The organism is Blautia sp. Sow4_E7, from assembly GCF_052116245.1.
Classification (GTDB): domain Bacteria; phylum Bacillota; class Clostridia; order Lachnospirales; family Lachnospiraceae; genus Blautia_A.
Map to the genome: position 1 here is coordinate 40,813 of NZ_JBQKLL010000005.1, position 23,898 is coordinate 64,710.

The 23,898-nt window shown below is 46.2% G+C and carries 24 protein-coding genes; 21 read left to right on the forward strand and 3 right to left on the reverse strand.

Annotated features, from left to right (window positions below; all coding sequences use genetic code 11):
- The first annotated feature begins 79 nt into the window (after positions 1-79).
- The 11 genes from pfkA (at position 80) to ACTQ50_RS04800 (ending at position 10,747) form a co-directional block, all read left to right on the forward strand.
- Positions 80-1,069 (forward strand): 6-phosphofructokinase, encoded by a 990-nt coding sequence (pfkA, locus tag ACTQ50_RS04750; protein WP_226822218.1) that lies wholly within the window; start codon positions 80-82, stop codon positions 1,067-1,069.
- A gap of 163 nt (positions 1,070-1,232) precedes the next feature.
- Entirely contained in the window at positions 1,233-2,624 is a 1,392-nt protein-coding gene (locus ACTQ50_RS04755; RefSeq protein WP_441483193.1) for a TrkH family potassium uptake protein, read from the forward strand.
- Positions 2,625-2,699: 75 nt separating this feature from the next.
- On the forward strand, positions 2,700-3,356 hold the full coding sequence (locus ACTQ50_RS04760) for a potassium channel family protein (RefSeq protein ID WP_441483194.1): 657 nt from the start codon (positions 2,700-2,702) through the stop codon (positions 3,354-3,356).
- 15 nt (positions 3,357-3,371) lie between these two features.
- Positions 3,372-4,154 carry a TrmH family RNA methyltransferase gene (locus ACTQ50_RS04765; RefSeq protein WP_441483195.1) on the forward strand — a complete coding sequence of 261 codons (783 nt, stop codon included), beginning with the start codon at positions 3,372-3,374 and terminating at the stop codon, positions 4,152-4,154.
- Between the two features lie 17 nt (positions 4,155-4,171).
- Complete coding sequence (locus tag ACTQ50_RS04770) at positions 4,172-4,600, forward strand: NfeD family protein (protein WP_441483196.1); 429 nt, start codon at positions 4,172-4,174, stop codon at positions 4,598-4,600.
- A gap of 130 nt (positions 4,601-4,730) precedes the next feature.
- Positions 4,731-5,675: an SPFH domain-containing protein gene (locus ACTQ50_RS04775; RefSeq protein ID WP_226822208.1), complete on the forward strand. Its 945-nt coding sequence runs from the start codon at positions 4,731-4,733 to the stop codon at positions 5,673-5,675.
- Positions 5,676-5,836: 161 nt separating this feature from the next.
- Positions 5,837-6,838: an ornithine carbamoyltransferase gene (gene argF, locus ACTQ50_RS04780; RefSeq protein WP_441483197.1), complete on the forward strand. Its 1,002-nt coding sequence runs from the start codon at positions 5,837-5,839 to the stop codon at positions 6,836-6,838.
- A 27-nt stretch (positions 6,839-6,865) separates the two neighbouring features.
- Entirely contained in the window at positions 6,866-7,702 is an 837-nt protein-coding gene (locus ACTQ50_RS04785; RefSeq protein WP_441483198.1) for a biotin--[acetyl-CoA-carboxylase] ligase, read from the forward strand.
- A 21-nt stretch (positions 7,703-7,723) separates the two neighbouring features.
- A complete protein-coding gene (locus tag ACTQ50_RS04790; RefSeq protein WP_295310040.1) occupies positions 7,724-8,074 on the forward strand; it encodes a DUF6145 family protein in 351 nt (116 codons plus the stop codon).
- Between the two features lie 181 nt (positions 8,075-8,255).
- Positions 8,256-9,212: a tRNA dihydrouridine synthase DusB gene (gene dusB, locus ACTQ50_RS04795; protein ID WP_441483261.1), complete on the forward strand. Its 957-nt coding sequence runs from the start codon at positions 8,256-8,258 to the stop codon at positions 9,210-9,212.
- A 212-nt stretch (positions 9,213-9,424) separates the two neighbouring features.
- Positions 9,425-10,747 (forward strand): M20/M25/M40 family metallo-hydrolase, encoded by a 1,323-nt coding sequence (locus ACTQ50_RS04800; RefSeq protein ID WP_441483199.1) that lies wholly within the window; start codon positions 9,425-9,427, stop codon positions 10,745-10,747.
- 72 nt (positions 10,748-10,819) lie between these two features.
- On the opposite strand, the gene ACTQ50_RS04805 is transcribed toward ACTQ50_RS04800, so the two are convergent.
- The 3 genes from ACTQ50_RS04805 to ACTQ50_RS04815 all read right to left on the reverse strand — a co-directional run bounded on the left by ACTQ50_RS04805 (position 10,820) and on the right by ACTQ50_RS04815 (position 14,538).
- A complete protein-coding gene (locus tag ACTQ50_RS04805) occupies positions 10,820-12,151 on the reverse strand; it encodes a lipopolysaccharide biosynthesis protein (RefSeq protein ID WP_441483200.1) in 1,332 nt (443 codons plus the stop codon).
- 64 nt (positions 12,152-12,215) lie between these two features.
- Entirely contained in the window at positions 12,216-13,436 is a 1,221-nt protein-coding gene (locus ACTQ50_RS04810; protein ID WP_441483201.1) for a Coenzyme F420 hydrogenase/dehydrogenase, beta subunit C-terminal domain, read from the reverse strand.
- Between the two features lie 16 nt (positions 13,437-13,452).
- On the reverse strand, positions 13,453-14,538 hold the full coding sequence (locus ACTQ50_RS04815; protein ID WP_441483202.1) for a polysaccharide pyruvyl transferase family protein: 1,086 nt from the start codon (positions 14,536-14,538) through the stop codon (positions 13,453-13,455).
- Between the two features lie 213 nt (positions 14,539-14,751).
- On the opposite strand from ACTQ50_RS04815, the gene ACTQ50_RS04820 reads away from it, so the two are divergent.
- The 10 genes from ACTQ50_RS04820 to ACTQ50_RS04865 all read left to right on the forward strand — a co-directional run bounded on the left by ACTQ50_RS04820 (position 14,752) and on the right by ACTQ50_RS04865 (position 23,712).
- A complete protein-coding gene (locus ACTQ50_RS04820) occupies positions 14,752-16,041 on the forward strand; it encodes an ABC transporter substrate-binding protein (RefSeq protein ID WP_441483203.1) in 1,290 nt (429 codons plus the stop codon).
- Positions 16,042-16,173: 132 nt separating this feature from the next.
- Positions 16,174-17,076 carry a carbohydrate ABC transporter permease gene (locus tag ACTQ50_RS04825; RefSeq protein WP_441483204.1) on the forward strand — a complete coding sequence of 301 codons (903 nt, stop codon included), beginning with the start codon at positions 16,174-16,176 and terminating at the stop codon, positions 17,074-17,076.
- A complete protein-coding gene (locus ACTQ50_RS04830) occupies positions 17,076-17,921 on the forward strand; it encodes a carbohydrate ABC transporter permease (RefSeq protein ID WP_441483205.1) in 846 nt (281 codons plus the stop codon). The genes ACTQ50_RS04825 and ACTQ50_RS04830 overlap by 1 nt, the downstream gene beginning before the upstream one ends.
- Before the next feature lie 26 nt (positions 17,922-17,947).
- Positions 17,948-19,753 (forward strand): histidine kinase, encoded by a 1,806-nt coding sequence (locus ACTQ50_RS04835; RefSeq protein ID WP_441483206.1) that lies wholly within the window; start codon positions 17,948-17,950, stop codon positions 19,751-19,753.
- Between the two features lie 2 nt (positions 19,754-19,755).
- The gene (locus ACTQ50_RS04840; RefSeq protein ID WP_441483207.1) at positions 19,756-20,487 is read left to right on the forward strand and encodes a response regulator transcription factor; all 732 of its coding nucleotides are present in this window, start codon (positions 19,756-19,758) and stop codon (positions 20,485-20,487) included.
- 232 nt (positions 20,488-20,719) lie between these two features.
- Entirely contained in the window at positions 20,720-21,067 is a 348-nt protein-coding gene (locus ACTQ50_RS04845) for a molecular chaperone Hsp90 (protein ID WP_441483208.1), read from the forward strand.
- A 133-nt stretch (positions 21,068-21,200) separates the two neighbouring features.
- Entirely contained in the window at positions 21,201-21,428 is a 228-nt protein-coding gene (locus ACTQ50_RS04850) for a purine biosynthesis protein PurH (protein WP_226822179.1), read from the forward strand.
- A 22-nt stretch (positions 21,429-21,450) separates the two neighbouring features.
- Positions 21,451-22,059, forward strand: a complete 609-nt coding sequence (locus ACTQ50_RS04855) for an HDIG domain-containing metalloprotein (RefSeq protein ID WP_441483209.1) — start codon at positions 21,451-21,453, stop codon at positions 22,057-22,059.
- A gap of 107 nt (positions 22,060-22,166) precedes the next feature.
- The gene (locus tag ACTQ50_RS04860; protein ID WP_441483210.1) at positions 22,167-22,346 is read left to right on the forward strand and encodes a chorismate--pyruvate lyase; all 180 of its coding nucleotides are present in this window, start codon (positions 22,167-22,169) and stop codon (positions 22,344-22,346) included.
- Between the two features lie 160 nt (positions 22,347-22,506).
- Positions 22,507-23,712, forward strand: coding sequence for an AfsR/SARP family transcriptional regulator (locus ACTQ50_RS04865; RefSeq protein ID WP_441483211.1), 1,206 nt, complete (start codon positions 22,507-22,509; stop codon positions 23,710-23,712).
- Positions 23,713-23,898: the final 186 nt, after the last annotated feature.

Sequence of the window (23,898 nt, forward strand, 5' to 3'; positions counted from 1 at the left end):
TATGTGTATAGAAAAACGAGGGCGTTTCCACTAAACGGAGACACAGCTCCCGACGATTCATAAGATGGAGGAGATTATTATGGCAGAAAACAAAGTTAAGACCATTGGTGTCCTGACCAGTGGCGGTGACGCTCCTGGAATGAATGCTGCAATCCGTGCAGTTGTTAGACGTGGACTTTCCAGCGGACTTAAAGTAAAAGGTATTCAGAAAGGTTATAACGGCCTTTTAAATGAAGAGATCATCGACATGACAGCAAGAGATGTATCCGACACCATCGAGCGTGGTGGTACAATTCTTTACACTGCAAGATGTGCTGAGTTCCGTACACCGGAAGGACAGCAGCGTGGTGCAGAGATCTGCCGCAAGCATGGTATTGACGGACTTGTTGTAATCGGTGGAGACGGTTCCTTTGCCGGAGCCCAGAAGCTTGCCAACCTTGGAATCAATACAATCGGTATTCCAGGAACCATCGACCTTGACATTGCATGTACCGAGTACACCATCGGTTTTGATACCGCTGTTAACACAGCTATGGAAGCAATCGATAAGGTTCGTGATACTTCTACTTCCCATGAGAGATGCAGTATCATCGAGGTTATGGGACGTGGTGCCGGCTGGCTTGCACTGTGGTGCGGTATCGCCAACGGAGCTGAGGACGTTCTGATCCCTGAGAAATATGACTATGATGAGCAGAAGCTGATCAATAACATTATTGAGAGCCGTAAGATGGGTAAGAAACACCACATCATCATCAATGCAGAGGGTATCGGTCATTCACAGGCTATGGCAACCCGTATTGAGGCTGCTACAGGAATCGAGACACGTGCTACTATCCTTGGTCACATGCAGCGTGGTGGAAGCCCGACATGTAAAGACCGTGTATATGCATCCATGATGGGTGCTATGGCAGTAGACCTTCTTCTGGAAGGCAAGAAGAGCCGTGTTGTTGGATACCGCCATGGTGATTTCGTTGATTTCGATATCAATGAAGCTCTTGCAATGGAGAAGAGCGTAACTCCATATATGTGGGAAGTTTGCGAGTCCCTTTCTCATAACTATAAGAAATAATAGCAATAAAACGGTTCACTTTGTTTTAGCCGTGTGTCCCGGGGATTATCCCGGTGCGCCGGCGGCAGGTGGACCGTAATTATAAAAGAGTTATTGATTACTGAATTCTCCACAAAAGTGCATTTTGTGATGCCTTCAGTGAATAATAACATAAAGGATGCTTATGTTCATTCAAAACCTGCAATATAAATTGCACAAACTGAATACGGCACAGATTATTACCCTTAGCTTCGCTGGGGTAATTTTTGTAGGAGGACTAATTTTATGGCTGCCCTTCTGTACCGCAGCAGGCCAGACCACTTCGTTCTCAGATGCCATGTTTACAGCCACTACCTGCGTATGCGTAACCGGGCTTGTGACGGTGACTACGGCCACCCACTGGAGTCTGATCGGTAAGCTGGTGATCCTTCTGCTGATACAGATTGGCGGAATTGGCCTGATCGCTCTTGCCAGCATTATTTTTATTTCCCTGAATAAAAAGATCAGTCTGAGAAACCGCCGGATGATCCAAGAGTCCTACAATCTGGAGCAGATGTCCGGTCTGGTAACAGTGGTGAGAAAAGTGGTTCTCTGCGTATTTGCGGCAGAAGGAATCGGAGCGATCGGCTACGCCTTCTGCTTTGTTCCAAGATTTGGACTGGTAAAGGGGCTGGCGCAGGCTGTTTTCACAGCGATTTCAGCCTTCTGCAATGCGGGGATCGACCTTCTTGGAGAGAACAGTCTGGCAGATTATGTAACCAATCCTTTGCTGAATATTACCACTATTGGGCTGATCATTGCTTCCGGACTTGGCTTCACCGTATGGTGGGATCTTGGGAAAAAGATAAAAATGGTTTTTCAAAAGAAGCTTTCTCCTGGCAGATTTTTCAGGACGCTTCGTCTGCAGAGCAAGATCGTGTTGACCACAACCGGGATTTTACTGGCAGGAGGAACTGTTCTGATTCTCCTTTTTGAGTATCATAATCCGGACACTTTGGGAAAACTGTCCTTTGGACAGAAACTGATGGCTGCGGTATTTCAGTCTGTGACCACAAGAACAGCCGGATTTTTTACAATTGATCAGGGCGCGCTGACCAGCGGAAGTGTAATGAGTTGTCTGTTTCTTATGCTGGTGGGAGGTTCTCCTATGGGAACTGCCGGCGGAGTGAAGACGACCACACTTGCGGTGCTTGTACTTTGTATCATCACCAACCTTCGGGGAAAAAAGGATGTAGAGGTTTACGGAAGAAAGATCCGCAGCAGTTATATCCGTTCCGCGCAGGTTGTGGTGGGAATGGCGTTTGGTGTGCTGTTTGTCTCCGTTATGGGGATTTTTGCAGTTATGCCGGAGGCTTCATTTGTGGATGTGCTGTATGAGCTTACTTCTGCAGTTGGAACGGTAGGTCTTTCCAGAGGACTGACTTCCGTTATGAATACACCTGCCAAGTGGATCGTTATTTTTACCATGTATCTTGGAAGAATTGGTCCGCTGACACTGTGCGCAGCAGTTGTTTCACGTGCGCAGAAGCGTACCAAGGATGTGCATCTGGCGGAAGAGAATATTATGATAGGATAAGAAATGTTGTCTGTGGGCGACATTATCCCGCATGAAAGTCCGTTGCTTTCATAGCAGATTTTAAAGGAGATTACAATGAGCGGAAAATCCTTTGCAGTTATCGGACTGGGGCAGTTTGGAATGACCCTGGCAAAAGAACTTGCGAATGCAGATTATGATGTTTTGGCAATTGATGATAAAGACGAGAATATTCAGGAAATTGCAGATATTGTCACTTATGCAGTGCGGGCTGATGTGCGCGAGCCTGGAATCCTGAAATCCCTGGGCGTGCAGAATGTGGATGTTGCAATTATTGCAGTTGCAGAGAATATGGAAGCCAGTATCACAGCGACCATGCAGGTGAAGGATCTGGGAGTTCCGCTTGTTCTGGCAAAGGCTATGAATTCACTTCATGGCCGGATCCTGGAGAAGATTGGTGCTGATCAGGTGATCTATCCGGAGCGTTCCATGGGTGTCCGCGTTGCACGTAATTTTACAGCCAGCGGATTTGAGGACGTGTTTGAGCTGTCTGCAGATTTCAGCATGGCGGAGTTTCGGATTCCGGCAGACTGGGCTGGAAAAAGCCTTTCCGAGACCAGAGCCCGTGAGAAATACCATATCAATGTGGTTGCGGTGAAACAGGGCGATTCAGTGAATGTAAATCTGGATCCCTCTGAAAAGCTGGAAGCGGGATGTATTCTGGTGGCAGTTGGCAGGAATGAGGATTTAAACAAATTCCGGAAACCGCTGTAGCATGGAGGATAATTTATGATAACCAGTGCAAATAATACACAGGTAAAAAATATCATACAGTTAAATCAGAAAGCCAAGGCCCGCAGAGAACAGGGCCTGTTTGTGGCTGAGGGACGGAAGATGTTCGGGGAAGCTCCCAGGGACTGGATCTCCAAGGTTTATGTAACCGAGTCATTAACTGAGGATGAGTCTTTGATGACACAGGTCATGGCACTTCCAGAAGAAAAAAGAGAAATCGTGGCAGACAATGTTTTCCGCCAGATGTGCGACACCAAAACCCCACAGGGAATCCTTACGGTGCTGAAGAAACCAGTATGGACTGTGGAAGACATTTTGAAAGGAGACGCACCTCTGGTAATGGTTCTGGAGGATCTTCAGGATCCTGGAAATGCAGGAACGATTTTCAGAACTGGGGAAGGTGCTGGTGTTTCCGGTATTTTCCTTACCAAAACCTGCGTAGATATCACAAATCCCAAGGTGATCCGTTCCACAATGGGATCTATTTACAGAATGCCTTTCCTATATGTGGAGGATGTGGTATCATTAAAAGCAGAACTGGAGCAAAGAGGTATCCGTACCTTTGCAGCTCACCTGAAAGGAAAGAATTCCTATGATCAGGAGGATTATCAGGGCGGCACAGCGTTCCTTATCGGAAATGAAGGAAACGGCCTGACAGAAGCGGCGGCAGAAGCTGCCGACTGTCTGATCCGGATCCCGATGTGCGGCAAGGTAGAATCCCTGAATGCAGCCATGGCTGCTGGAATTCTCATGTATGAGGCTGCAAGGCAGAGACGGTAGGAAAAAGGGGGAGTCTTATGGAACCTATTATATGGCTGGGAATACTGGCTGTGCTTCTGGTTATTGAAGGGCTTACCACGGCACTCACCACCATCTGGTTTGCCGGAGGCGCGCTTGTTGCCGCTATAGTAGCTGGTGTTGGGATGGGAATCGTGCCGCAGCTTCTTCTGTTTTTCTGTGTTTCACTTGTGCTGCTCCTTTTCACAAGGCCAGCGGCTTTGAAGCTTATGAATAAGGGCACAGAGAAAACAAATGTGGAAGGTCTTCTGGGGAAAAGCGCTGTTGTGATCCAGCAGATCGACAATCTGGCCCAGACTGGCCAGGTGCGTATTAACGACATTGAATGGATGGCCCGGACATCCGAAGACAGCGTAACAATTCCGGTGGGGACTGTAGTGGTGATCGAGGCAGTTCATGGCGTTCGGCTTATTGTGCGTCCACAGTAACGGTTTTGATTCTGCGCAATGTTAATTAAAAATTGTAGCTATTCGGTTTCGATAGGATTACTGAATGGTTATAATAAATTACTGCATAAAAATTTAGCAGTAAAATCAAATAAAAATAGGAGGTACAAATATGGGAAGTATCTTAGTTTTACTGATCGTTATCATTCTGGTGCTGTGGATTCTGGCATCCTGCATCCGCATCGTACCCCAGGCATATGCGATCGTACTTGAGCGTTTAGGCGCTTATCAGGCAACATGGGGAACCGGCGTACACTTCAAACTTCCGTTTGTAGAGCGCGTGGCAAGAAAGGTTAATCTGAAAGAGCAGGTTGTAGATTTCCCACCACAGCCGGTTATCACAAAAGATAACGTAACCATGCAGATCGACACAGTCGTATTTTTCCAGATCACAGATCCGAAGCTTTATGCATACGGTGTTGAGAATCCGATCATGGCTATCGAGAATCTTTCCGCAACTACTCTGCGTAACATCATCGGTGATATGGAGCTGGATGAGACATTGACTTCCCGTGAGGTGATCAACACCAAGATGCGTGCCTCCCTTGATGTGGCAACAGATCCATGGGGAATCAAGGTAAACCGTGTAGAGCTTAAGAACATCATTCCTCCGGCTGCTATCCAGGAAGCTATGGAGAAGCAGATGAAGGCAGAGCGTGAGAGACGTGAGGCCATCCTGATCGCAGAAGGTGAGAAGAAATCCACCATTCTTGTTGCTGAGGGTAAAAAAGAGTCTGCAATTCTTGATGCAGAGGCTGAGAAACAGGCCGCAATTCTTCGTGCAGAGGCTCAGAAAGAGCGTATGATCAAAGAGGCAGAAGGTCAGGCAGAGGCAGTTCTCAAGGTTCAGAAGGCGAATGCAGAAGGTCTTCGCATGATCAAAGAGGCAGGCGCTGACAATGCAGTTCTTACCCTGAAGAGCTTCGAGGCTCTTGCAAAAGTGGCAGACGGCAAGTCTACCAAGATCATCATCCCATCCGAGATCCAGAACCTGGCAGGACTGGCAGCTTCTTTGAAGGAAGTTGTTGTGGATGAGAAGGATAAGAAAGAAGAGTAACGTTCTCGGAACGAAGGAATTACTGAGATGAAAGCTGAACATGGCCGGTCTGGAAAGTGAAAGATTGGAAGACTTGTACCACTGGCTAATGGAAAGCATAAAGTAGAGAAAAATGGTGCCAGGTACTTTGCCTGGCACCAGGAAGATAGAGGAGAATTATTATGAACTTAAAAGGCAGAAATTTTTTGACACTGAAAGACTTTACACCAGAGGAAATTCTGCATCTTCTTGATTTATCCGCTGAGTTAAAAGCAAAGAAAAAAGCAGGCGAGCTTACCGAGTATTACAAGGGCAAAAATATCGCTCTGATCTTCGAGAAGACCAGCACAAGAACACGTTGTTCCTTCGAAGTTGCTGCACATGATCTTGGAATGGGAAGCACATACCTGGATCCGACTGGTTCCCAGATTGGTAAGAAAGAGAGCATTGCGGATACAGCAAGAGTTCTTGGAAGAATGTATGATGGTATTGAGTATCGTGGATTTGGCCAGGAGATCGTAGAAGACCTTGCAAAATACGCAGGTGTTCCGGTTTGGAACGGTCTGACAAACGAGTATCATCCAACCCAGATGCTAGCAGATATGCTTACCATCCGTGAGCATTTCGGATATCTGAAAGGAATTAAGCTGGTATACATGGGCGACGCCCGTTACAACATGGGTAACTCCCTGATGGTAGCCTGCTCCAAGCTTGGCATGCATTTCGTAGCCTGCACCAGCAAGAAATATTTCCCAAATGATGAGTTAGTTGCACAGTGTAAAGAGTACGCAGCCCAGTCCGGCGCAACCATCACTCTTACAGAGGATGTAGAAGCTGGAACTAAGGACGCAGACGTTATTTACACAGATGTATGGGTATCCATGGGCGAGCCGGATGCAGTATGGGAAGAGAGAATCCATGATCTGACACCATATAAGGTAACATCTGCAGTTATGAAGAATGCAGGGGAGAAAGCTATTTTCCTTCACTGCCTGCCAGCATTTCACGATCTTAAGACAAAGATCGGCAAAGAGATGGGCGAGCGCTTCAACCTGACTGACATGGAAGTAACAGACGAAGTATTCGAGTCCCCGGCTTCCAAGGTATTTGACGAGGCTGAGAACCGTATGCATACAATCAAGGCAGTTATGGTTGCTACATTAGGAGAGCCTGAGAATAAATGATTTGGCTATAGAAAGGGTATCTGAAAAATGATTTCAGAGAAAGAATTACGTGAAGGAGCTGCAGCTGGCAGCGTCTATAACGAGAACACAATTGCAGATCAGATACATACAAAATGGGCGGGCAAAACCGTCCATTTTGCAAGAGAAATGGATTCTACCAATTTATGGATCAAGCGTCTGGCGAAAGAAAGCGCTCCTGAGGGAACTCTTGCTCTGGCAGAGTTTCAGTCGGCAGGCAGAGGCCGTCTTGGCCGTTCCTGGGAGGTGCCAGAGGGTACGTCGGTTATGATGAGCATTCTTCTCAGACCGAAATTTGAGCCTCAGTATGCGCCAACCCTTACGCTTGTAATGGGCATGGCAGTGGCAAAGGCCGTAAAGAATCTTGGCTTTGACGTAAGTATTAAATGGCCAAACGATGTGGTGGTTTCCCACAAGAAAATATGCGGAATCCTTACCGAAATGGGTGTCCGCGATGGAAAAATCGACTATGCGGTTATCGGAGTGGGAATTAATGTAAATATCAAAGGGTTTCCAGAGGAGATGGCAGATAAGGCGACCTCTCTTTATCTGGAGGCAGGCAGGGAATTTGACAGAAGTCAGATCCCGGGGCTTGTAATGGAAGCTTTTGAGGGATATTACGAGAAATTTGCAGCAACCTGTGATCTTAGCGGGCTGAAGGATGAATATGAGAGCATCCTTGCCAATTACAATCAGCCGGTGCGTGTGCTGGCGAAAGAGCCTTATGAGGGCATTGCCAGAGGCATTACAGATGGCGGCGAGCTTCTTGTGGAAAAAGAGGATGGAACGGTCACAGCCGTCAGCGCTGGTGAGGTTTCGGTGCGCGGTTTGTATAGTTATGTGTAAAAATAGAAAGGTGGGACTTAATTGTATCAGGAGAATGTAGTACTTTGCGGTGCAAGTGCCTATGAGCAGAAATACTATTTTAATAAAGACTTTGATTCTCTGCCAGATCATGTAAAGAAGGAACTGCAGATCATGTGCGTTCTTTTCACAGAAGAGATTGGCGGAATTTTCACATTGGAATTTGATGATCACGGAAATCTGCAATTTAAAACGGAAGCTACAGAGGCTGACGGATTTTATGATGATATCGGTGGCGCGCTGAAGATCAAGCAGCTGCGTGTGGAGAAAGAAGAACTTCTGGAATCTCTGGAAATGTATTACCGTGTGTTTTTCCTTGGGGAAGATGTGGATAAAGAGAAGACAGAAGAGTAAGCTGTGTGGATAAGCTGATAAACAGGGAAAACAGCAGCTCATCAGATGTGACATTTGAGTGACTATTCGCGGAGCGAGTAATTGTGAAGGGATTGAATAGTTACACATCAAATATGAAAGTAATTAAGGTGATATGAGTAGTAATTTAGATTCTAAGTTGAGATATGAAGTTCCAAAGGAAATGAAGTGGAAAATCGGAAATGTAGAAATTTCAAACCGGTTTGTCCTGGCGCCTATGGCCGGAGTTACTGACCTTGCTTTTCGCAGGCTTTGCAAGGAGCAGGGCGCTGGACTTCTCTGTATGGAGATGATCAGTGCCAAGGCTATTTCCTATAAAAACAAGAATACCAGAGCTTTGATGGAAATCGATCCGGTGGAACATCCTATTTCCATGCAGCTCTTTGGCAGCGAGCCAGAGCTGATGGCAGAGGTGGCGAAAGAGATTGAAGAAGAGCCTTTTGATATTCTGGACATTAATATGGGATGTCCGGTGCCGAAGGTGGTAAATAATGGGGAGGGTTCCGCACTTCTCAAGAATCCGGATCTGATCGTGGAGATCGTGAAATGCGTTTCTTCTGCCATTCAGAAGCCGCTGACAGTGAAAGTCCGTATTGGCTTTGAGAATGAGCCGGTGGATATTGTAGAGATTGCAAAGCGTGTGGAGGATGCCGGGGCAGCAGCCATTGCAGTTCATGGCCGGACTCGGCAGCAGTATTATTCCGGGACAGCAGACTGGGAGACCATTGCCAGGATTAAAGGAGCGGTTTCCATTCCGGTGATTGGAAATGGGGATGTGGATTCCCCGAAAAAGGCAGAGGCGCTTTTCCGGCAGACCGGATGTGATGCGGTGATGATCGGGCGTGCTGTGGAAGGAAATCCATGGATTTTCCGGGAGATGAATCACTATTTTGCAACAGGGGAAGAGCTGGCAAGACCTTCTCTGGCAGAGGTGAAAGCGATGATCCTGAAGCATGCGCGGGCTCAGATTGAAATGAAGGGTGAATTCATCGGAATCCGGGAGATGCGCAAGCATGTGGCATGGTATACAGCAGGGATGCCGCATAGCGCAGGGCTTCGCAGGGAGTCTAATAATATTGAGAGCTATGCGGACCTGGAGAGGTTGTTGGAGAGATTATAGTGTTCGAGGGACGCGGATCTGCATGGCGTATTCCACGCGGACCGTCGTAATGCAGCGCTGAACTGTCAATTGCTGCTAATCCTCCAGGAAGATACCACACAGAAACGCTGTGTGTAGTGACGAAGAGATAATAAAGAGGTAAAAAAGTCAGGAGGTTTGGGCTGGGAAGGCTGGAACTTGCTGACTTTTTCCATGATTGAGAGGTAAAGGTTATGGATGAATTGCTAAAATGTACAGACGTGCAGGAAGCTTTACAATTTCTGCGGGAGGATGACGAAAGAACCTTACGTGAGCACCTGGAAATGTGTCAGATTCCGGCGCCTTCTTATGAAGAAGGGGAGAAAGCAGAATATGTCCGGAAGAAGATGGTAGATGCCGGGCTTTCAGATGTGCATATTGATGAGGTGGGAAATGTGCTGGGAACCTGGAAAGGGACTGGAAATGGACCGCGGATTATGATTGCGGGACATACGGATACCGTTTTTCCAAGGGAGACAGATCTTACTTTGAAGAAAGAAGGAGAACGCTACAGCTGTCCGGGAATCGGGGACGACACAAGGGCGGTAGCAGAGCTGCTCAGCTTGGCAAGAGCACTGAATGCCACAGGAATTCGCGGTGAGGGAGATATTATTTTCTGTGCGAATGTGTGCGAAGAAGGTCTTGGCGACTTGAGGGGAATTAAGCATGCGTTTAAAGACATGTCCAAGACTACTGTTTCCCAAAAGACAGAAGCCATGGAAAATGTTCAGATTTCCGGGAAGACAGAAGCTATAAAGAGCCGTACATTTGCAAATGAATTAGAAAATCATTATGACGGTTTTATCTCCATCGACGATAAAAACACCTCCGGAATCATCTATCAGGCAGTCGGCAGCGAACGTTACCTGGTGACCTTCCACGGAACTGGCGGTCACAGCTTCACGGGCTTCGGAATCCCCAATCCGATTCATGCAATGGGCAGAGCCATTGCGAAAATCAGTGATTTCCAGACACCCAAGAACCCGAAAACCACCTTCAGCGTAGGCGTAATAAACGGCGGCACTTCCGTAAATGTAATTGCGGCAGAATGCTCTATGCTGGTGGACATGCGTTCTGTGGATGCTGGCGAGCTTGAAAAATTGTCTGCAAAATTTCACCAGGCTATAGAAAATGCCGTGCAGGAGGAAAATGCCCGTTGGGAGGACAAAGACAACCGCATCACTGTCACCTTCGAACAAAAAGGCAAGCGTCCGGCCGGAACCCAGGACAAGTCCTGTCAGATCGTCCAGGCTGCCATTGCAGCAAACCAGGCACTTGGCATGGAAACTCTATACATCGGTGCCGCCAGCACCGACGCCAATATCCCCATCAGTCTGGGAATCCCCGCCATTACCGTAGGCTGGGGCGGCAAAGGCGGCGGAGAGCACACCATCCACGAATGGTATGAACACACAGAATCTTGGAAGGGTCCCCAGAGAGATCTGCTTTTGCTTCTTGCGTTATCCGGATATGAAGAATATAAGAAACATCAGTTGCCGCATATTAAAGTTAAATAATTGATAATTTGCAACAGTAAAAAGGAGACCATAACTGGATTAATAAGTTATAGTCTCCTTTTGGCAATGATGTTAATTCTCTTTTTTTAATTCCCGTTTCTTTTTCAAGATTACATAAACCAAAATCGAAGCAAACAACACAAACAAAATCGAGCAGGAAAGCAGATAATTCAAAGAAGCTCCCATAATGCCCCACTGGTTTACCATAGCCCGGGCAGCGGCGATTGTGATGATCGCGGTGATCGAATAAACCGGAAGCATACATTTTCCCCAGCGGATGGCAATGAGGATGTTGTAGATCATGTAAACTTCAGCACCAATTCCGCCGCCGGTGAGCAGTACGATAAACTGCATTTTATATGGAGAAAGATCCACGCCGTAGATAATCTCCAGTAAAGTACGTCCAATGAGATGACCGCCCACTACGATTCCTGCGCAGCAGACCAGAATAATGGCAATGATCCGAAGAACATACATAACGAACCTTTTCAGATTATTTTCCCACCATAATTCTGCAATCGTGGTGATGGTTGGCTTAAATACAAATTCGCACATCAGGGTGATGACGAAGGACGGCATAAACAGAATGCTGTAATAGGTCTGGTATTCGTCAGTCATTACATTTGCCATGGCGTATTTCGGTACGTTGTAAAGGAGCAGGGAAAGAAAGGTACCAATAAACATTGGGGTACAGATTTTCAGCAGCTCCAAAACATGGCTCAGCTTTTTAGAATTTTGCGCCGCCGTGGCAGGCTGACGGCTGGATTTGCGGTTATCCGGGTGAATGTTGGAAGCTGTACTTTCACAGTTAGCTGCGGATCCAGCCGCATCCCCATATTTCCGCGCAAACCAGGAATTTACCCCCAGGCACAAAATCAAAGAAGTAACCGCTGTGGCAACGCAGGTCAGATACAGGTTCTTTGTCACCAGGAGAATCCCTGTAAAAAATACTGCAGAATAAACATTTCGGATGGCTAGGGCCTTTCCCATCTGCTCCACATGATAATTCTGCTGCAGATTTCCGTGGAAAACATCCTCCACCGCGTCGATCATTTTCATCATAATTACAAAAGTACTGATGATAATGTATTCCCCAGTAAAGCTGTAAGCACTGTAAATAATGCCAAACAGCATCATCAAGGAGCAGGTGATCACTCTGGACAGCTTATATTCAGAAAAAGAATATTTGCGGTTCAGGTCAGTGGCCTGGTAAGTACGGACTCCGTAGCGTCCCACCTGAAGCAAAAGCTGGGCTGTGGCATAACTAAGGGAGAAAAATCCCGCCAGCTGTGCGCCGCAGATACGTGTTACAACAAGAAGATACAGAAAGGAAGAACCTGAATAACAGGTACTTCCGATCATGTTCCATAAAAAAGCCTTTTTTACATTTTTTTCTTTATTCATTTAAAATCCCTTTTACTATTGAAACCTAGTTGGTGCATTGCAAGCAAACGTTGTCCTGTAAATCCTATTTTTTTACAAAAACAGCCTTATACATTTTTCCTGCAATACTATACAGACCAGTCTTCTGCAAAATCGGGTTCACCTTGCGGATGATCCTGGTAAGTGTGGACCCCTTCATATATTTGCGGAGCAGCGCTTCTTTCCCCTCAAGATCTGCCGCAGCATTGTACTCTGTCCAGAATGCCTCCTGATTTCCAGGAGCTTTGGTAGAATATTCCAGATGGGGCTGCCATCCGGCTGCCTTGGAAACCGGCTGGTATACAGCGTTTTCACGGATCTGGGTGAAAAGCTTCTGGCCTTTTTCCGTATTGACCAGAACCTCATTAACGCCTCCGTTTACATCAAATTTGATGCCTGCACTGTCCACATTCCAGAAATCACCCAGGGTAAAATCTGCCGGGCGTTTGTAGCTGGTAAAGTGGCAGTGGAAGCAGGACTGACGCACTGGGAAAAGGCTGAGGAAAATTTTATTAAAGGAAAACTCCTCCAGTACAGGCAGCAGATTTCCCCTGGAAACAGAAACATCCATCACCTGTTTTTTCCAGGAGACACGCTTGCTCCGCATGTTAATGGAAGTGATCCGGGCATCGGAATCCATGTATCTGGTTTTCAGGATTTCCAGGTAATCCTTCCATACGGCAGGACTTGGAACGCCGTGGCAAATATTGTCACAGGTATAGAGACTGCTGGTATCGGCATGCTTCATCTCCAGGAAACGGGTAACACCTGCAATCTGGCAGGGGGTTCCGGTGAGAAGCACAGTGAGACCGTCTTTCAGATCGCTGCAGATAGACTGGTAAATCTGGGCAGGATCACTTTGAACATATTTGGAAGTCCGGAAGGAAGCGGCTTTCTCCGCAGAATCAGCGCGCATATGACGGACTTCAAATCCCTCATCAAAAGCGACACCATAAATAACGCCTCCCTGTGCAAGTGTCCAGTCTGCAAGCATAGAAAACATACCGCCGGAGGAGCTTTCACTGACCACGTTCTTCTGATGATTCTGAAGTGCATAAATATCCGGAACTGCGTCAACACTGGTATAATTCTCCTGAAGGGGACAGACCCTGGTACAAAGGTTACAATGAACGCATAAATCCTGATCAATTTCAGGATAAAGGAAACCACATTCGTCTGCCTTCATGGTAATGGCAGATTTGGGGCAGGTAAAGCTGCAGGCCATACAGCCGCAGCAGTCCTGTTTTTTCTGATTGGGTGTAAGCATAATAAAAACCTCCGGGTTATTTGTCTCCTACCATCTGGCGCAGCTGCTCCATGGAGTGCTCACGGAAACGGGCAATCTGTTCGTTGGCATAAGTAAAATCAATTTCTTCGGTAAGCTTCTCATAAGAAACATCATCCATGGTCCTGCCGGTAAGATTTACCATGTTAAGGAGCTGCTGGACACGGCGGTTCATGTGATGGCCGTTTACCTTGGCGAAGAATTTCCGGTTAAAAATAAGGGAAAATACAACGCCGTGGAAGGAGTCGGAAATAACATATTCCGCATTTTTGAAAAGTCCCATCCACTCGGCTGGGCCGATAGCAATCCTGCAGGCACACTTCAGAAGCCCTACCAGTGGGAACGGGATGTAAACAATGCGGTAGCCTGTCTTATCGTGAAGACGGCGGGCAAAGTCAACGATCTCTTTGTTGATTCCAAGCTGGTAAACCAGAATGTATTTATCCTTATATTTCGGTTCTACAAGAAGCTTATCCCATTCCTCAGCGGTGAGAAGAAGGGTAGGATCGCATACAACTTCCGGACGTTTCTCAGTCAGGTTCTCTACAATATCAGCGCCGTAATCTTCGCGGACCAGGACTTCATCGAAATCGGACAGAAGCTCTTTATATTTCTGCTGGTATTCTTCTGGCGGAAGGTTCTCGCCGATACTTGCGGCGTAGCTGCATTTCTTTTTCCCCTCTTTTACGAAATCAAGGAAATAAGTGGTGTCAAAATTGGTCAGCTTGTAGTCCCAGATCTGGTCGCTGCCGGCAATGTAGATGTCATATTTGCCTGCAACCGGCTGCATTTTGCCCTGGGTGACCGGCTGACTGTAACGCATGTGCTTACGGAATTTGTTGCATTTGAAACGGCGCGGAATGTAGCAGATATGTCCGATTGCACCGTAAATGTAATTGAAAAGTCCTTTCTTTTTCAAATTCACAAGACGGAAAGGATTACTGATATAATCGCAGCGGTAATCAATGATCTCTGGCTGGGTGCCGATCTGGCGCAGCTTTTTCTGAAGCGCGTAGCTCTGCAGGATGGCGCCGTAGTTATCGTAATTATGGAAGGTGATCACACCTACTCGTTTTTTGCTCATAAAGTCCTCCTAAATAATATAAGGTAGATATAATATAACATATAAGCGAAAAAATAAACAGCTTTTACAGGTGGACTTTTCATTTAAAAATATTGCACCTTTTCTGAAATTTGATATCTGTTTTTTACACCAAAACAATGATAAACTTCAATCATCAAATAAATCAGACGGCCGTAACAAAGAAGATCAATAAGGTATATGGAGGAAAAAGGTATGAAACGTAAAATCGTAGCAGCTGGAATGGCAGCACTTATGGCATTATCCGCAACAATCTCATTTGGAGGAACCGTAGTAAAAGCAGATGATCAGGTTACTTTGAAAGTATTTTCCAACCTGCCAGACCGTAAGAACGGACAGGGACTTGTAGAGCAGATGATCATTGATGAGTACATGGAAGAGAATCCGAACGTAAACATTGAGGTTGAGGCTCTTGATGAGGAAGCATACAAAACAAAATTTAAAGCCTATTCTATGGAAGGTATGTCAGATGTAGTCAGCATCTGGGGCCAGCCGGCATTCCTGGATGAAGTACTTGATGCAGGTGTTCTCGCAGAACTGAATCAGGATGATTACGCAGATTACGGATTTATTTCCGGATCTCTTGATGGCTTCATGAAAGATGGAAAGCTTTACGGACTTCCAAGAAACACAGATGTGGCTGGTTTCTACTATAACCAGAAGATTTTCGAGGACAACGGATGGGAAATTCCAACTACATATGATGAACTCCTTACCCTGGCTGGTGAGATCAAGGACAAAGGCATTGTTCCGCTGGCAATGGACGGTGGAGATGGATGGCCGCTGGCAGTTTATCTGTCCGATATCCTTTTCAAACTTACAGGCTCTGACTATTCAAGTGTTGTAAGCAATGCCATTTCCACAGGCGATTTCTCTGATGAGAATCTGAAAAAAGCAACCGAACTTCTGAAAGAAAGTGCAGACGCAGGATTATTCCAGAATGGTTACGATTCCCAGGATTACGGAACTGCAATGAACCTGTTTACAAATGGCCAGGCTGCAATGTTCTACATGGGAAGCTGGGAAGCATCCATGGCATTGAATGAGGATATTCCGGAAGAAGTGAGAACCAACATCCGTGTATTCACAATGCCAGTGATCGACGGCGGAAAAGGAACTGCAACTGACATCGCAGCATGGAACGGCGGCGGATACGCAGTATCTGCTGATTCCGAAGTAAAAGACGAAGCGATCAAATTCCTGAACTACATGTATCAGCCAGACAAGCTTTCCAAATATGGATGGGAAAATGGTGTTGGAATGTCCGCACAGGATCAGTCTGCTTATATGACCGGCGATGAGACAGAGCTTCAGATGCAGTTTGTAGACGCTGTAAACAATGCCACAAGTGTTTCCGGTACACCGATCAATGACTGCGGTCCATCTGCATTCAAGACAAGCATTGAGAGCGAGATCCAGAGCGTATCCAACGGAAGCGTTGACGTAGACGAATTCCTTGAGACAATCGGCGCAGCCTGCAACTAATTCAGCAGGTTTGGCTAAAAAAGCATGAATGATGTGACCGCCGGATGTTTCATCTGGCGGTCAATTTTATATCAGCTGGCAAATGTAAGATGACGGGCATTCCTGGCATCTTGGTAAATTAAGGAGCAGAATATGAAAAAATTATACAGTAATAAGCTTGTGATCTTCAGCCTGGTGCTGCCCGGCGTCCTGTTATTCCTTTTTGCGATCCTTGCTCCGATCTGCCTCAGTGTTTACTACGGCTTCACAGATTACTCCGGAATGGGTTCCTTTAATTTCGTAGGCTGGGAAAATTATAAGACACTGATCCATGACAAGGCCTTCTGGATGTCCATGAGAAACTCCCTGTTTCTCGCAATTGGATTTATCTGCATCCAGCATCCTCTGGCCATGATCACAGCAGCGATCCTGGATAAGCTTGGGGGAAAAGGAGAGGGATTTTTCCGCTGTGTATACTTTATTCCCAATGTAATTTCCGTAGCAGTTATCGCATATCTTTGGAAATTTATCTACAACCCTGACTTTGGTCTTTTAAATAACATTATCAAAGCCTTCGGTGGAAAAGGAGATATCAACTGGTTCAGCGCAGACAATGCCATCTGGTCAGTCCTGATCGTTCTCATCTGGCATGGCTTTGGATGGGGAATGTTGATCTACTACACGGGAATCAAGAACATTGATCCGGTGCTTTATGAGGCTGCAGCCATTGACGGGGCAGACCAGAAAACCACTTTTCTGAAGATCACCCTGCCGCTTATGAAGCCTGTGATCCAGGTAAACGTAACAATGGCTGTGATCTCCGCCCTGAAACAGATGGAAACTGTTTATCTTCTCACCAACGGCGGCCCTGGAAACCGAACCCAGTTTGCTGCCAACTATCTGTACCAGCAGGCATTCAAGGCATTTAAATATGGCTACGGCAATGCCATCGGCGTGGTATTTATCATCATCTGCCTGATCACAACCGTAGTTTTAAATAAGATTTTTGAAGACCGTGACAGTCGTCCGGTAAAAGCAGGAAGGAGGCACGCATAATGGAAAAAGTTGGCGCAAAACAGACAAAAGCCGGAAAAATCGCATTGTGGGTGATCCTGATCCTGGTTGCCATTATCCAGATTTTTCCGTTGATCTGGCTGCTTGATTTCTCCCTTGCAAGCAGCACCGAAATGTTCACAAGCGGACTTCTGATCATTCCGGAGAAAATCCAGTGGGGCAACTATGTAAAAGCTTTTGTAGACGGACATTTTCTGTTATACTTAAGGAACAGTGTACTGATTAATGGACTTGCAGTAGTTCTGGTAATCGTAGTGTCCATTATGGCATCCTTTGCCTGCAGAAGAATGGAGTGGAAGCTCAGCGGTTTTGTGAAAACCCTGCTGCTTATGGGAATGATGATCCCCATTCATGCAACCCTGCTTCCAAACTATAAGATTTACAGCCAGATTGGTCTGACCGACACCATCTGGGCACTTTTGATCCCCTATGTGGCATTTTCCCTGCCCCAGGGCCTTTTCCTGATGACAAGCTTCCTGGAATCCATTCCGGTGGAGCTGGAGGAAGCGGCAGTTATGGATGGATGTGGAATTTACCGTATTATTTTCCAGATCATTACCCCAATGCTGAAGTCCTCTATTGCAACCGTGGCGATCATGACTTTCCTGAACAACTGGAACGAGTTCATGATGGCAAGTACGTACCTCAGTTCCCAGAAGTGGAAAACACTTCCTTTTTCAGTGCTTGAATTTACAGGACAGTATTCTTCCAACTATGCGGTCCAGTTTGCAGTTATGGCACTGACAGCGGCACCGGCGGTAATCGTGTATATCGCGTTGAACAAGCATATTACAAAGGGTGCGGCTATAGGAGCTGTGAAGGGCTAAGAACGAAAAAAAGGAGCAACAGGCTTATGAAGAAGATAAAAAACTGGGTAGACCACCTGAGCGTGAAAAAGAAGCTGGTGTTTTATGGCTACGTGACCATTGCGCCCGTACTGATCCTCATATGCCTGTTCCTTTTCCTTTATAACTATCAGAAGATCCAGAACGACAAGCTGGAAAATGACAAATCAGGAGTCGAAACTCTTGCGGAGAGCCTTGGTATCCTTCAGACGGATATCAAGGATTTTTCCACGTATATCTGTATAAATAATGATATCCACACCTTGCTTACCACAGAGGATGTGGAGGAGAAAAATAAGAATGCCAGACTCTGGTTTGAGGAGGCACCCATGGCCATCGTGCAGGATATGATGGCGTTGAAAGGCCATATCAAGACCATTGCCATTTATCCGGAAAACGGTATCCGCCCCTACCTTCGCTGTATGGACGCCAGTGCCTACATATCGGATCTGGACGTGATCCATGCCACAGATATTTACCAGGAAACTGGGAAAAGCAAAAATAAGATGATCTGGCGCAGCGTGCCCAAGGGAAGCGGAGACACCTACCTTACAAACCGTTCCGACAAAATCGTTCTTTACAGGGAGATTTACGATCTCACCCAGAAGAAAACCCTAGGTTATGTTGTGATCGGCGTGAGCCAGGAATATTTCCAGAACCTTTGCAAAAGCATTGTAAAAAACAGTGATGAGAGTGTGCTGGTACTGGATCCAAATGGCGGCGAGCTGGTAAAAATGGGAGATGTACCGGCGGCTGTTGAGGAAGAGCTAAGCGGGAAGGATTTTATAGAGCAGAATTATAAGGAACGGGAGGTTCATTTTACCAGAGGTGACTGTGAAGTCATCTGTACCCAGCTGGAGAAAAATTCCAGCATTGTGTGTAAAATCGTACCACGGTACAGCCTGCAGACCCAGATATTGGACATTGCCTATATGCCGGCGATTTTGCTCATAGGGTTACTTATTGGACTTTTGCCCCTGCTTCTGATCATTTCCAATATTGTAACCAAGCCGCTGCGGAAGCTGACAACTGCCATTAATGAGGTTTCTACAGGTGACTTTGAGCAGCAGGTGGAGGTTATGACACATGATGAAGTTGGTGAGGTGGCAGAATGCTTTAACCGCATGGTTCACGCCATCCGGGATCTGATCAATGAGAATTATGTGATTACCCTTCAGGAAAAAGAGAGCGAGCTGGCGGCGTTACAGGCCCAGATCAATCCCCATTTCCTGTACAATACATTGGACTCTCTTTACTGGCAGGCCATTGAAGCGGACAATGAGGAAATCGCAGAGAGCATTCTGGCTCTTTCCCAGCTTTTCCGTCTGGTGCTTAGCCAGGGAAAGAGAGAGGTGTCTGTGGGTCAGGAGGCGGAGCTTGTTTCCAGGTACCTCCAGATCCAGAAAATGCGTTTTTCCAAGAGATTGGAATACCGGGTGGAGATGGATGAGGCGATCAAAAAGGCGAAGATACCGAAACTGATCCTTCAGCCTTTTGTGGAGAACGCCATTGTTCATGGTTTTGAAAATGTAAGCACTCCCTGCGAGCTGACGGTGACAGGACAGCTTCAGGGAAGTATGATCCGGTTTGAAATTGCAGATACAGGTATTGGCATGCGGCAGGACCAGATTGATGAGATCTGGGAAGAAGAGCCGGATCAGTACCGGAAACAGCGTATTGGAAGATATGCTATCAAGAATATCAGAGAGCGTCTTCAGCGAAAGTATGGAGATCAGTTTTCTCTGGAGATTCAAAGTGAAGTAGGAAAGGGAACCAGGGTGATCCTTATGGTTCCGTATGAGGAGGAAGTATAGAAATGGGTTTGAAGCTTTTGATCGCAGATGATGAAGATACCATACGAAAAGGTGTGGCAAAATATATCCGCCTTCATTCAGACCGTTTTGCTCAGATTTATGAGGCGGAAAACGGGGAACAGGCACTTGAGTTCCTTTTGCAGTACCAGCCGGAGGTGGTTTTGCTGGACGTGCAGATGCCTCTTAGAAATGGGATTGAAGTTATGAAAGCAGCCAGAAAAGCAGAGCTGAATCCGGTTACGGTGATTCTCAGCGGATATGATGAATTTGCTTATGCCCAGCAGGCCATCCGCTTCGGGGCAAGGGAATATCTGTTGAAGCCGGTGCGGGCGGCGGATATTCTGGCATGCCTGAATAAGCTGGCAGATGAGGAATTTGGGTCAGAAGAAAGAGGAGAAGCTTCCGGGGAAAATGAGCAGGCCAATCATTTTGTACTGGAGGCCAAGGAATATATCGCAGAGCATTACGCTGAGGATATTGCTTTGTCCCAGGTGGCGGAGAAGCTTGGAATTTCCGGAGGTTATCTTTCCACCCTCTTTTCCCAGACTCTGGACTGCAAATTCGTGGATTACCTGAACCTGGTAAGGATTGACCGGGCATGTACCTATCTGAAACAGAATTATCTGAAGACCTACGAGATCGCTTACAAAGTGGGCTTCCGGGATGAAAAGTATTTTTCCAAGGTGTTTAAGAAGATAAAGGGCGTTTCGCCGAAAGAGTATAGGAGCGCGTGAATTATGAGAGAGGGGACTGTAGCTGTGGGAGGGACGGTCCCCTTTTTGCTGCACAAGGGGAATTTTAACTTGAAGAAGTTAAAGTTGAAATTGAGTACGAGTACGCTATAATATAAGTAGCAAAATCGCATATCTGTTTATGCGGAAATCACAAATATGAGAGTCAGCAGTCACATTTATAGCGTACTGTCGATGATTTTCATAGTAATTTACTTAGAAAGGGGATTTTACCATGGGAAAAACAATTCAGGAATTAACAGCGGATTTACTTGCCGCACCATCTGCGTGCAAAGAAGTAAAAGAGGCAGCACAGAACTATCTGGATTCTGTTGGAAAAGAAAATGAGGCAGAGGCTGCCAAAGCTTATGTAACAGAGCTGGAAGCTGACATTATGCCGATTGACGGACTGATCTCCTTCGCAGAATCTGACATGGGCGCAAAGGTTTTCGGTGCTGACGGCGCCAAAAACATCCTCGCTCACGCCAAAGACATCAAAGCTGCCGGTGCGAAATACTGCGACTGCCCAGCCTGCGCAGCATGTGAGGCACTGCTGGATAAAAAGGGTGAGATCTTACAATAACTGGATTGGTTAGGAAAACGGTGAGAGAAAGAGTCTGATGGGATTCTTTCTCTCTTTTTCAAATTTAAAGTCTGGTCATTTGAAGAAGGTTGTAGTATAGTTGCTGTAAATGAAACGAAGTGGAGGCGTAAAGATGGCGGGATATTTAATCGCAGAAACGACCCGCGAAGAGCGGGAGAAGATCGTTGCAGAATCACTGGGAAACATTGAAGCGAACTGCGACGGCTGTATGGCAGGTCTGGCAGAAATGTATCAGGATTATATTGACGGGAAGAAAGAGCTTCGCCAGATTAACATGGAATTTAACGCAAGATACGTAAAAGGTGAGGACATGCCAGGCAGAAGCCGGTGTCCAATGTAAAGTTATACGAGGAGAAATGATTATGAAAACAATAGCAAGAGATGAGGCATTCAATTTACTGAAAAAATATAACCAGGATCCATTCCACATTCAGCACGCTTTGACTGTGGAAGCCGTTATGAAATGGTACGCAAATGAACTTGGCTACGGTGAAGACGCAGAATACTGGGGAATTGTAGGACTTCTCCATGACATTGACTTCGAACTTTATCCGGAGGAACACTGCCTGAAAGCACCGGAACTGCTTCGTGAAGCAGGCGTTGGGGAAGATGTGATCCACGCAGTTGTATCCCACGGTTATGGAATCACCGTTGGCTGCGGCACCACTCTGGACGTAGCACCGGAACATGAGATGGAGAAAGTCCTTTTTGCAGCAGACGAGCTCACTGGACTGATCTGGGCAGCCGCCTTAATGCGTCCCTCTAAGAGCACGAAAGATATGGAACTGAAATCCCTTAAGAAAAAATATAAGAGCAAAGGCTTCGCCGCAGGATGTTCCCGTGAAGTGATCGAGCGCGGAGCTGAGCAGCTTGGCTGGGAACTGGAGAAGCTTCTTACCATGACACTCCAGGCAATGGCAGCAAGCGAAGATACCATTAACGCTGAGATGGAAGCAGAAAGCGCAAAATAACGGGATAAGAAATATCTCAATATTTGAAACTTTTAAGATGGACAATTCTTTACTGGCTGTAAAGGATATTAACTATAAATATATTGTAGTAGGAGGATTTTTGGTAAATGATACTTGAAACATGGTACTATGAAGTAGTTTCTATCGACGGAGACTACGCCAACCTGCGCCGCACCGACATAGATTCCCCCGAATTAAAGCTGGTGGCCCGGGCCCTTTTACCTGCGGAAATCAAAGAAGGCACCAAACTAAAATATGAAATGATGCAGTACGAAGTAATAGAATAAGGAAGCAACAAAAGCAGAAGTTTTCAGCAAATGTAATGAAAACTTCTGTTTTTTTTAACCAATTGTTACTGGTTCTTTTTTTATACTGGTGTTATTATGTAAAAAAGTCATAATATAGGCATATTAGAATATACTGTAACTGTTCAATGGAGAAGAAAATATGGACAAAAACGTATTAAAGGTTCGCATGCTTGGAACCTTTTCACTGGAATATAAAGGAAAAGAACTGGTGCTGGATCGAAATAAAGCGTCGAAGACCACACAGCTTTTTCAGCTGCTCATGCTTCACACCGAGGACGGCGGAATTTCCAAAGCGGCCATGATAGAAGCTCTTTATGGAAGAGTTGAGGTGGAGAATAAGAACGGAAGCCTGAACAACACCATTTTCAGGCTTCGCAAACAGCTGAAGGATATTGGACTTCCGGACAGCAAATACATAAATATCCAGTCCGGAATGTGCTGCTGGGACGAAAACATCCCGGTTCAGGTAGATGTAAACGAGTTCAAGAAGCTGGTAGAAAAAGAGCGGGCGGAGAAAAGAGAAGAGGACAAGATCCACCTCTGGATGCAGACCTGGAAAATTTATAAAGGTGAATTTCTCCTGGATATGATCGGTGAGGAATGGGTTGCCGTGGAGAATGTCCAGTGCAGAGATGATTACTTCCATATTACAGAGGAACTGTGCCGCTGGCTGAAAAACCATGAACGGTATGAAGATCTGCATAAAGTAGCCCACAGGGCCGCCGAGATTTACCCCTTTGACGAGTGGCAGGTCTGGGAAATCGACAGCCTGATCGGAATGTCCCGGTATAAGGAAGGCCTTGAGGTCTACAAAAACACCGAAAAGCTTTTGTTCGACGAAATGGGAGTAGCCCCTTCGGAGAGACTGTTAAAGCGTTTCAAACTGATGGGAGAGCGAACCTCGCAGGCAGCAGGCGCCCTCACCGATATCAAGGAAAGACTTCGGGAAAAAGAAGCCGCAGTGGGTGCGTACTTCTGCCCGTTCCCCAGCTTTATTGATATCTACCACGTATTCAGCCGTATGGTGGAGCGCTCGGGCCTATCTGTGTTTGTCATGCTTTGCACACTGGATTATAAGACCAATAACGTTTCGGAAGAGAAAGAACGTGAAAAGTCCGAACTCCTTAGACAAGCCATCCAGTCCTCCATACGAAAGGGGGATTTTTACACCAGATACAACGTTCGGCAGTATATTGTCATGCTGATCGAAATCAGCCAGGAAAACTGCCCTATTGTTTCCAAACGGATTGCCAAGGCCTTCAACAAGCTGTCGGGGGATAAGAAATCCACACAGGTTGATTTCTATGTGGCATCCATTGGAGAAATGTGCGAAACAGAGGTGTAAATTACAGTTCACCTTGCGGTCTGCGACAAGAGTGAACATATTTATCAATAATTTATAAAAAAGACGTGGAAAATGCTAAAATTGCCATATAAAATCTCACGTTTTCGCGACTCTTTCGGGAAATGAAAGAGTTGGAGAAAGAGCTAAAGTGATACAATAAACATAATAATCATATACTATCTTGCA

Coding starts and splice junctions, on each gene's coding strand:
- ACTQ50_RS04755 (WP_441483193.1), top strand. CDS start 1,233: ATGTTCATTCAAAACCTGCAATATAAATTGCACAAACTGAATACGGCA.
- ACTQ50_RS04835 (WP_441483206.1), top strand. CDS start 17,948: ATGAAGAAGATAAAAAACTGGGTAGACCACCTGAGCGTGAAAAAGAAG.
- ACTQ50_RS04810 (WP_441483201.1), bottom strand. CDS start 13,436: ATGCTTACACCCAATCAGAAAAAACAGGACTGCTGCGGCTGTATGGCC.
- ACTQ50_RS04845 (WP_441483208.1), top strand. CDS start 20,720: ATGGGAAAAACAATTCAGGAATTAACAGCGGATTTACTTGCCGCACCA.
- pfkA (WP_226822218.1), top strand. CDS start 80: ATGGCAGAAAACAAAGTTAAGACCATTGGTGTCCTGACCAGTGGCGGT.
- ACTQ50_RS04820 (WP_441483203.1), top strand. CDS start 14,752: ATGAAACGTAAAATCGTAGCAGCTGGAATGGCAGCACTTATGGCATTA.
- ACTQ50_RS04775 (WP_226822208.1), top strand. CDS start 4,731: ATGGGAAGTATCTTAGTTTTACTGATCGTTATCATTCTGGTGCTGTGG.
- ACTQ50_RS04855 (WP_441483209.1), top strand. CDS start 21,451: ATGAAAACAATAGCAAGAGATGAGGCATTCAATTTACTGAAAAAATAT.
- argF (WP_441483197.1), top strand. CDS start 5,837: ATGAACTTAAAAGGCAGAAATTTTTTGACACTGAAAGACTTTACACCA.
- ACTQ50_RS04860 (WP_441483210.1), top strand. CDS start 22,167: ATGATACTTGAAACATGGTACTATGAAGTAGTTTCTATCGACGGAGAC.
- ACTQ50_RS04760 (WP_441483194.1), top strand. CDS start 2,700: ATGAGCGGAAAATCCTTTGCAGTTATCGGACTGGGGCAGTTTGGAATG.
- dusB (WP_441483261.1), top strand. CDS start 8,256: ATGAAGTGGAAAATCGGAAATGTAGAAATTTCAAACCGGTTTGTCCTG.
- ACTQ50_RS04830 (WP_441483205.1), top strand. CDS start 17,076: ATGGAAAAAGTTGGCGCAAAACAGACAAAAGCCGGAAAAATCGCATTG.
- ACTQ50_RS04825 (WP_441483204.1), top strand. CDS start 16,174: ATGAAAAAATTATACAGTAATAAGCTTGTGATCTTCAGCCTGGTGCTG.
- ACTQ50_RS04785 (WP_441483198.1), top strand. CDS start 6,866: ATGATTTCAGAGAAAGAATTACGTGAAGGAGCTGCAGCTGGCAGCGTC.
- ACTQ50_RS04765 (WP_441483195.1), top strand. CDS start 3,372: ATGATAACCAGTGCAAATAATACACAGGTAAAAAATATCATACAGTTA.
- ACTQ50_RS04770 (WP_441483196.1), top strand. CDS start 4,172: ATGGAACCTATTATATGGCTGGGAATACTGGCTGTGCTTCTGGTTATT.
- ACTQ50_RS04840 (WP_441483207.1), top strand. CDS start 19,756: ATGGGTTTGAAGCTTTTGATCGCAGATGATGAAGATACCATACGAAAA.
- ACTQ50_RS04800 (WP_441483199.1), top strand. CDS start 9,425: ATGGATGAATTGCTAAAATGTACAGACGTGCAGGAAGCTTTACAATTT.
- ACTQ50_RS04865 (WP_441483211.1), top strand. CDS start 22,507: ATGGACAAAAACGTATTAAAGGTTCGCATGCTTGGAACCTTTTCACTG.
- ACTQ50_RS04815 (WP_441483202.1), bottom strand. CDS start 14,538: ATGAGCAAAAAACGAGTAGGTGTGATCACCTTCCATAATTACGATAAC.
- ACTQ50_RS04850 (WP_226822179.1), top strand. CDS start 21,201: ATGGCGGGATATTTAATCGCAGAAACGACCCGCGAAGAGCGGGAGAAG.
- ACTQ50_RS04805 (WP_441483200.1), bottom strand. CDS start 12,151: ATGAATAAAGAAAAAAATGTAAAAAAGGCTTTTTTATGGAACATGATC.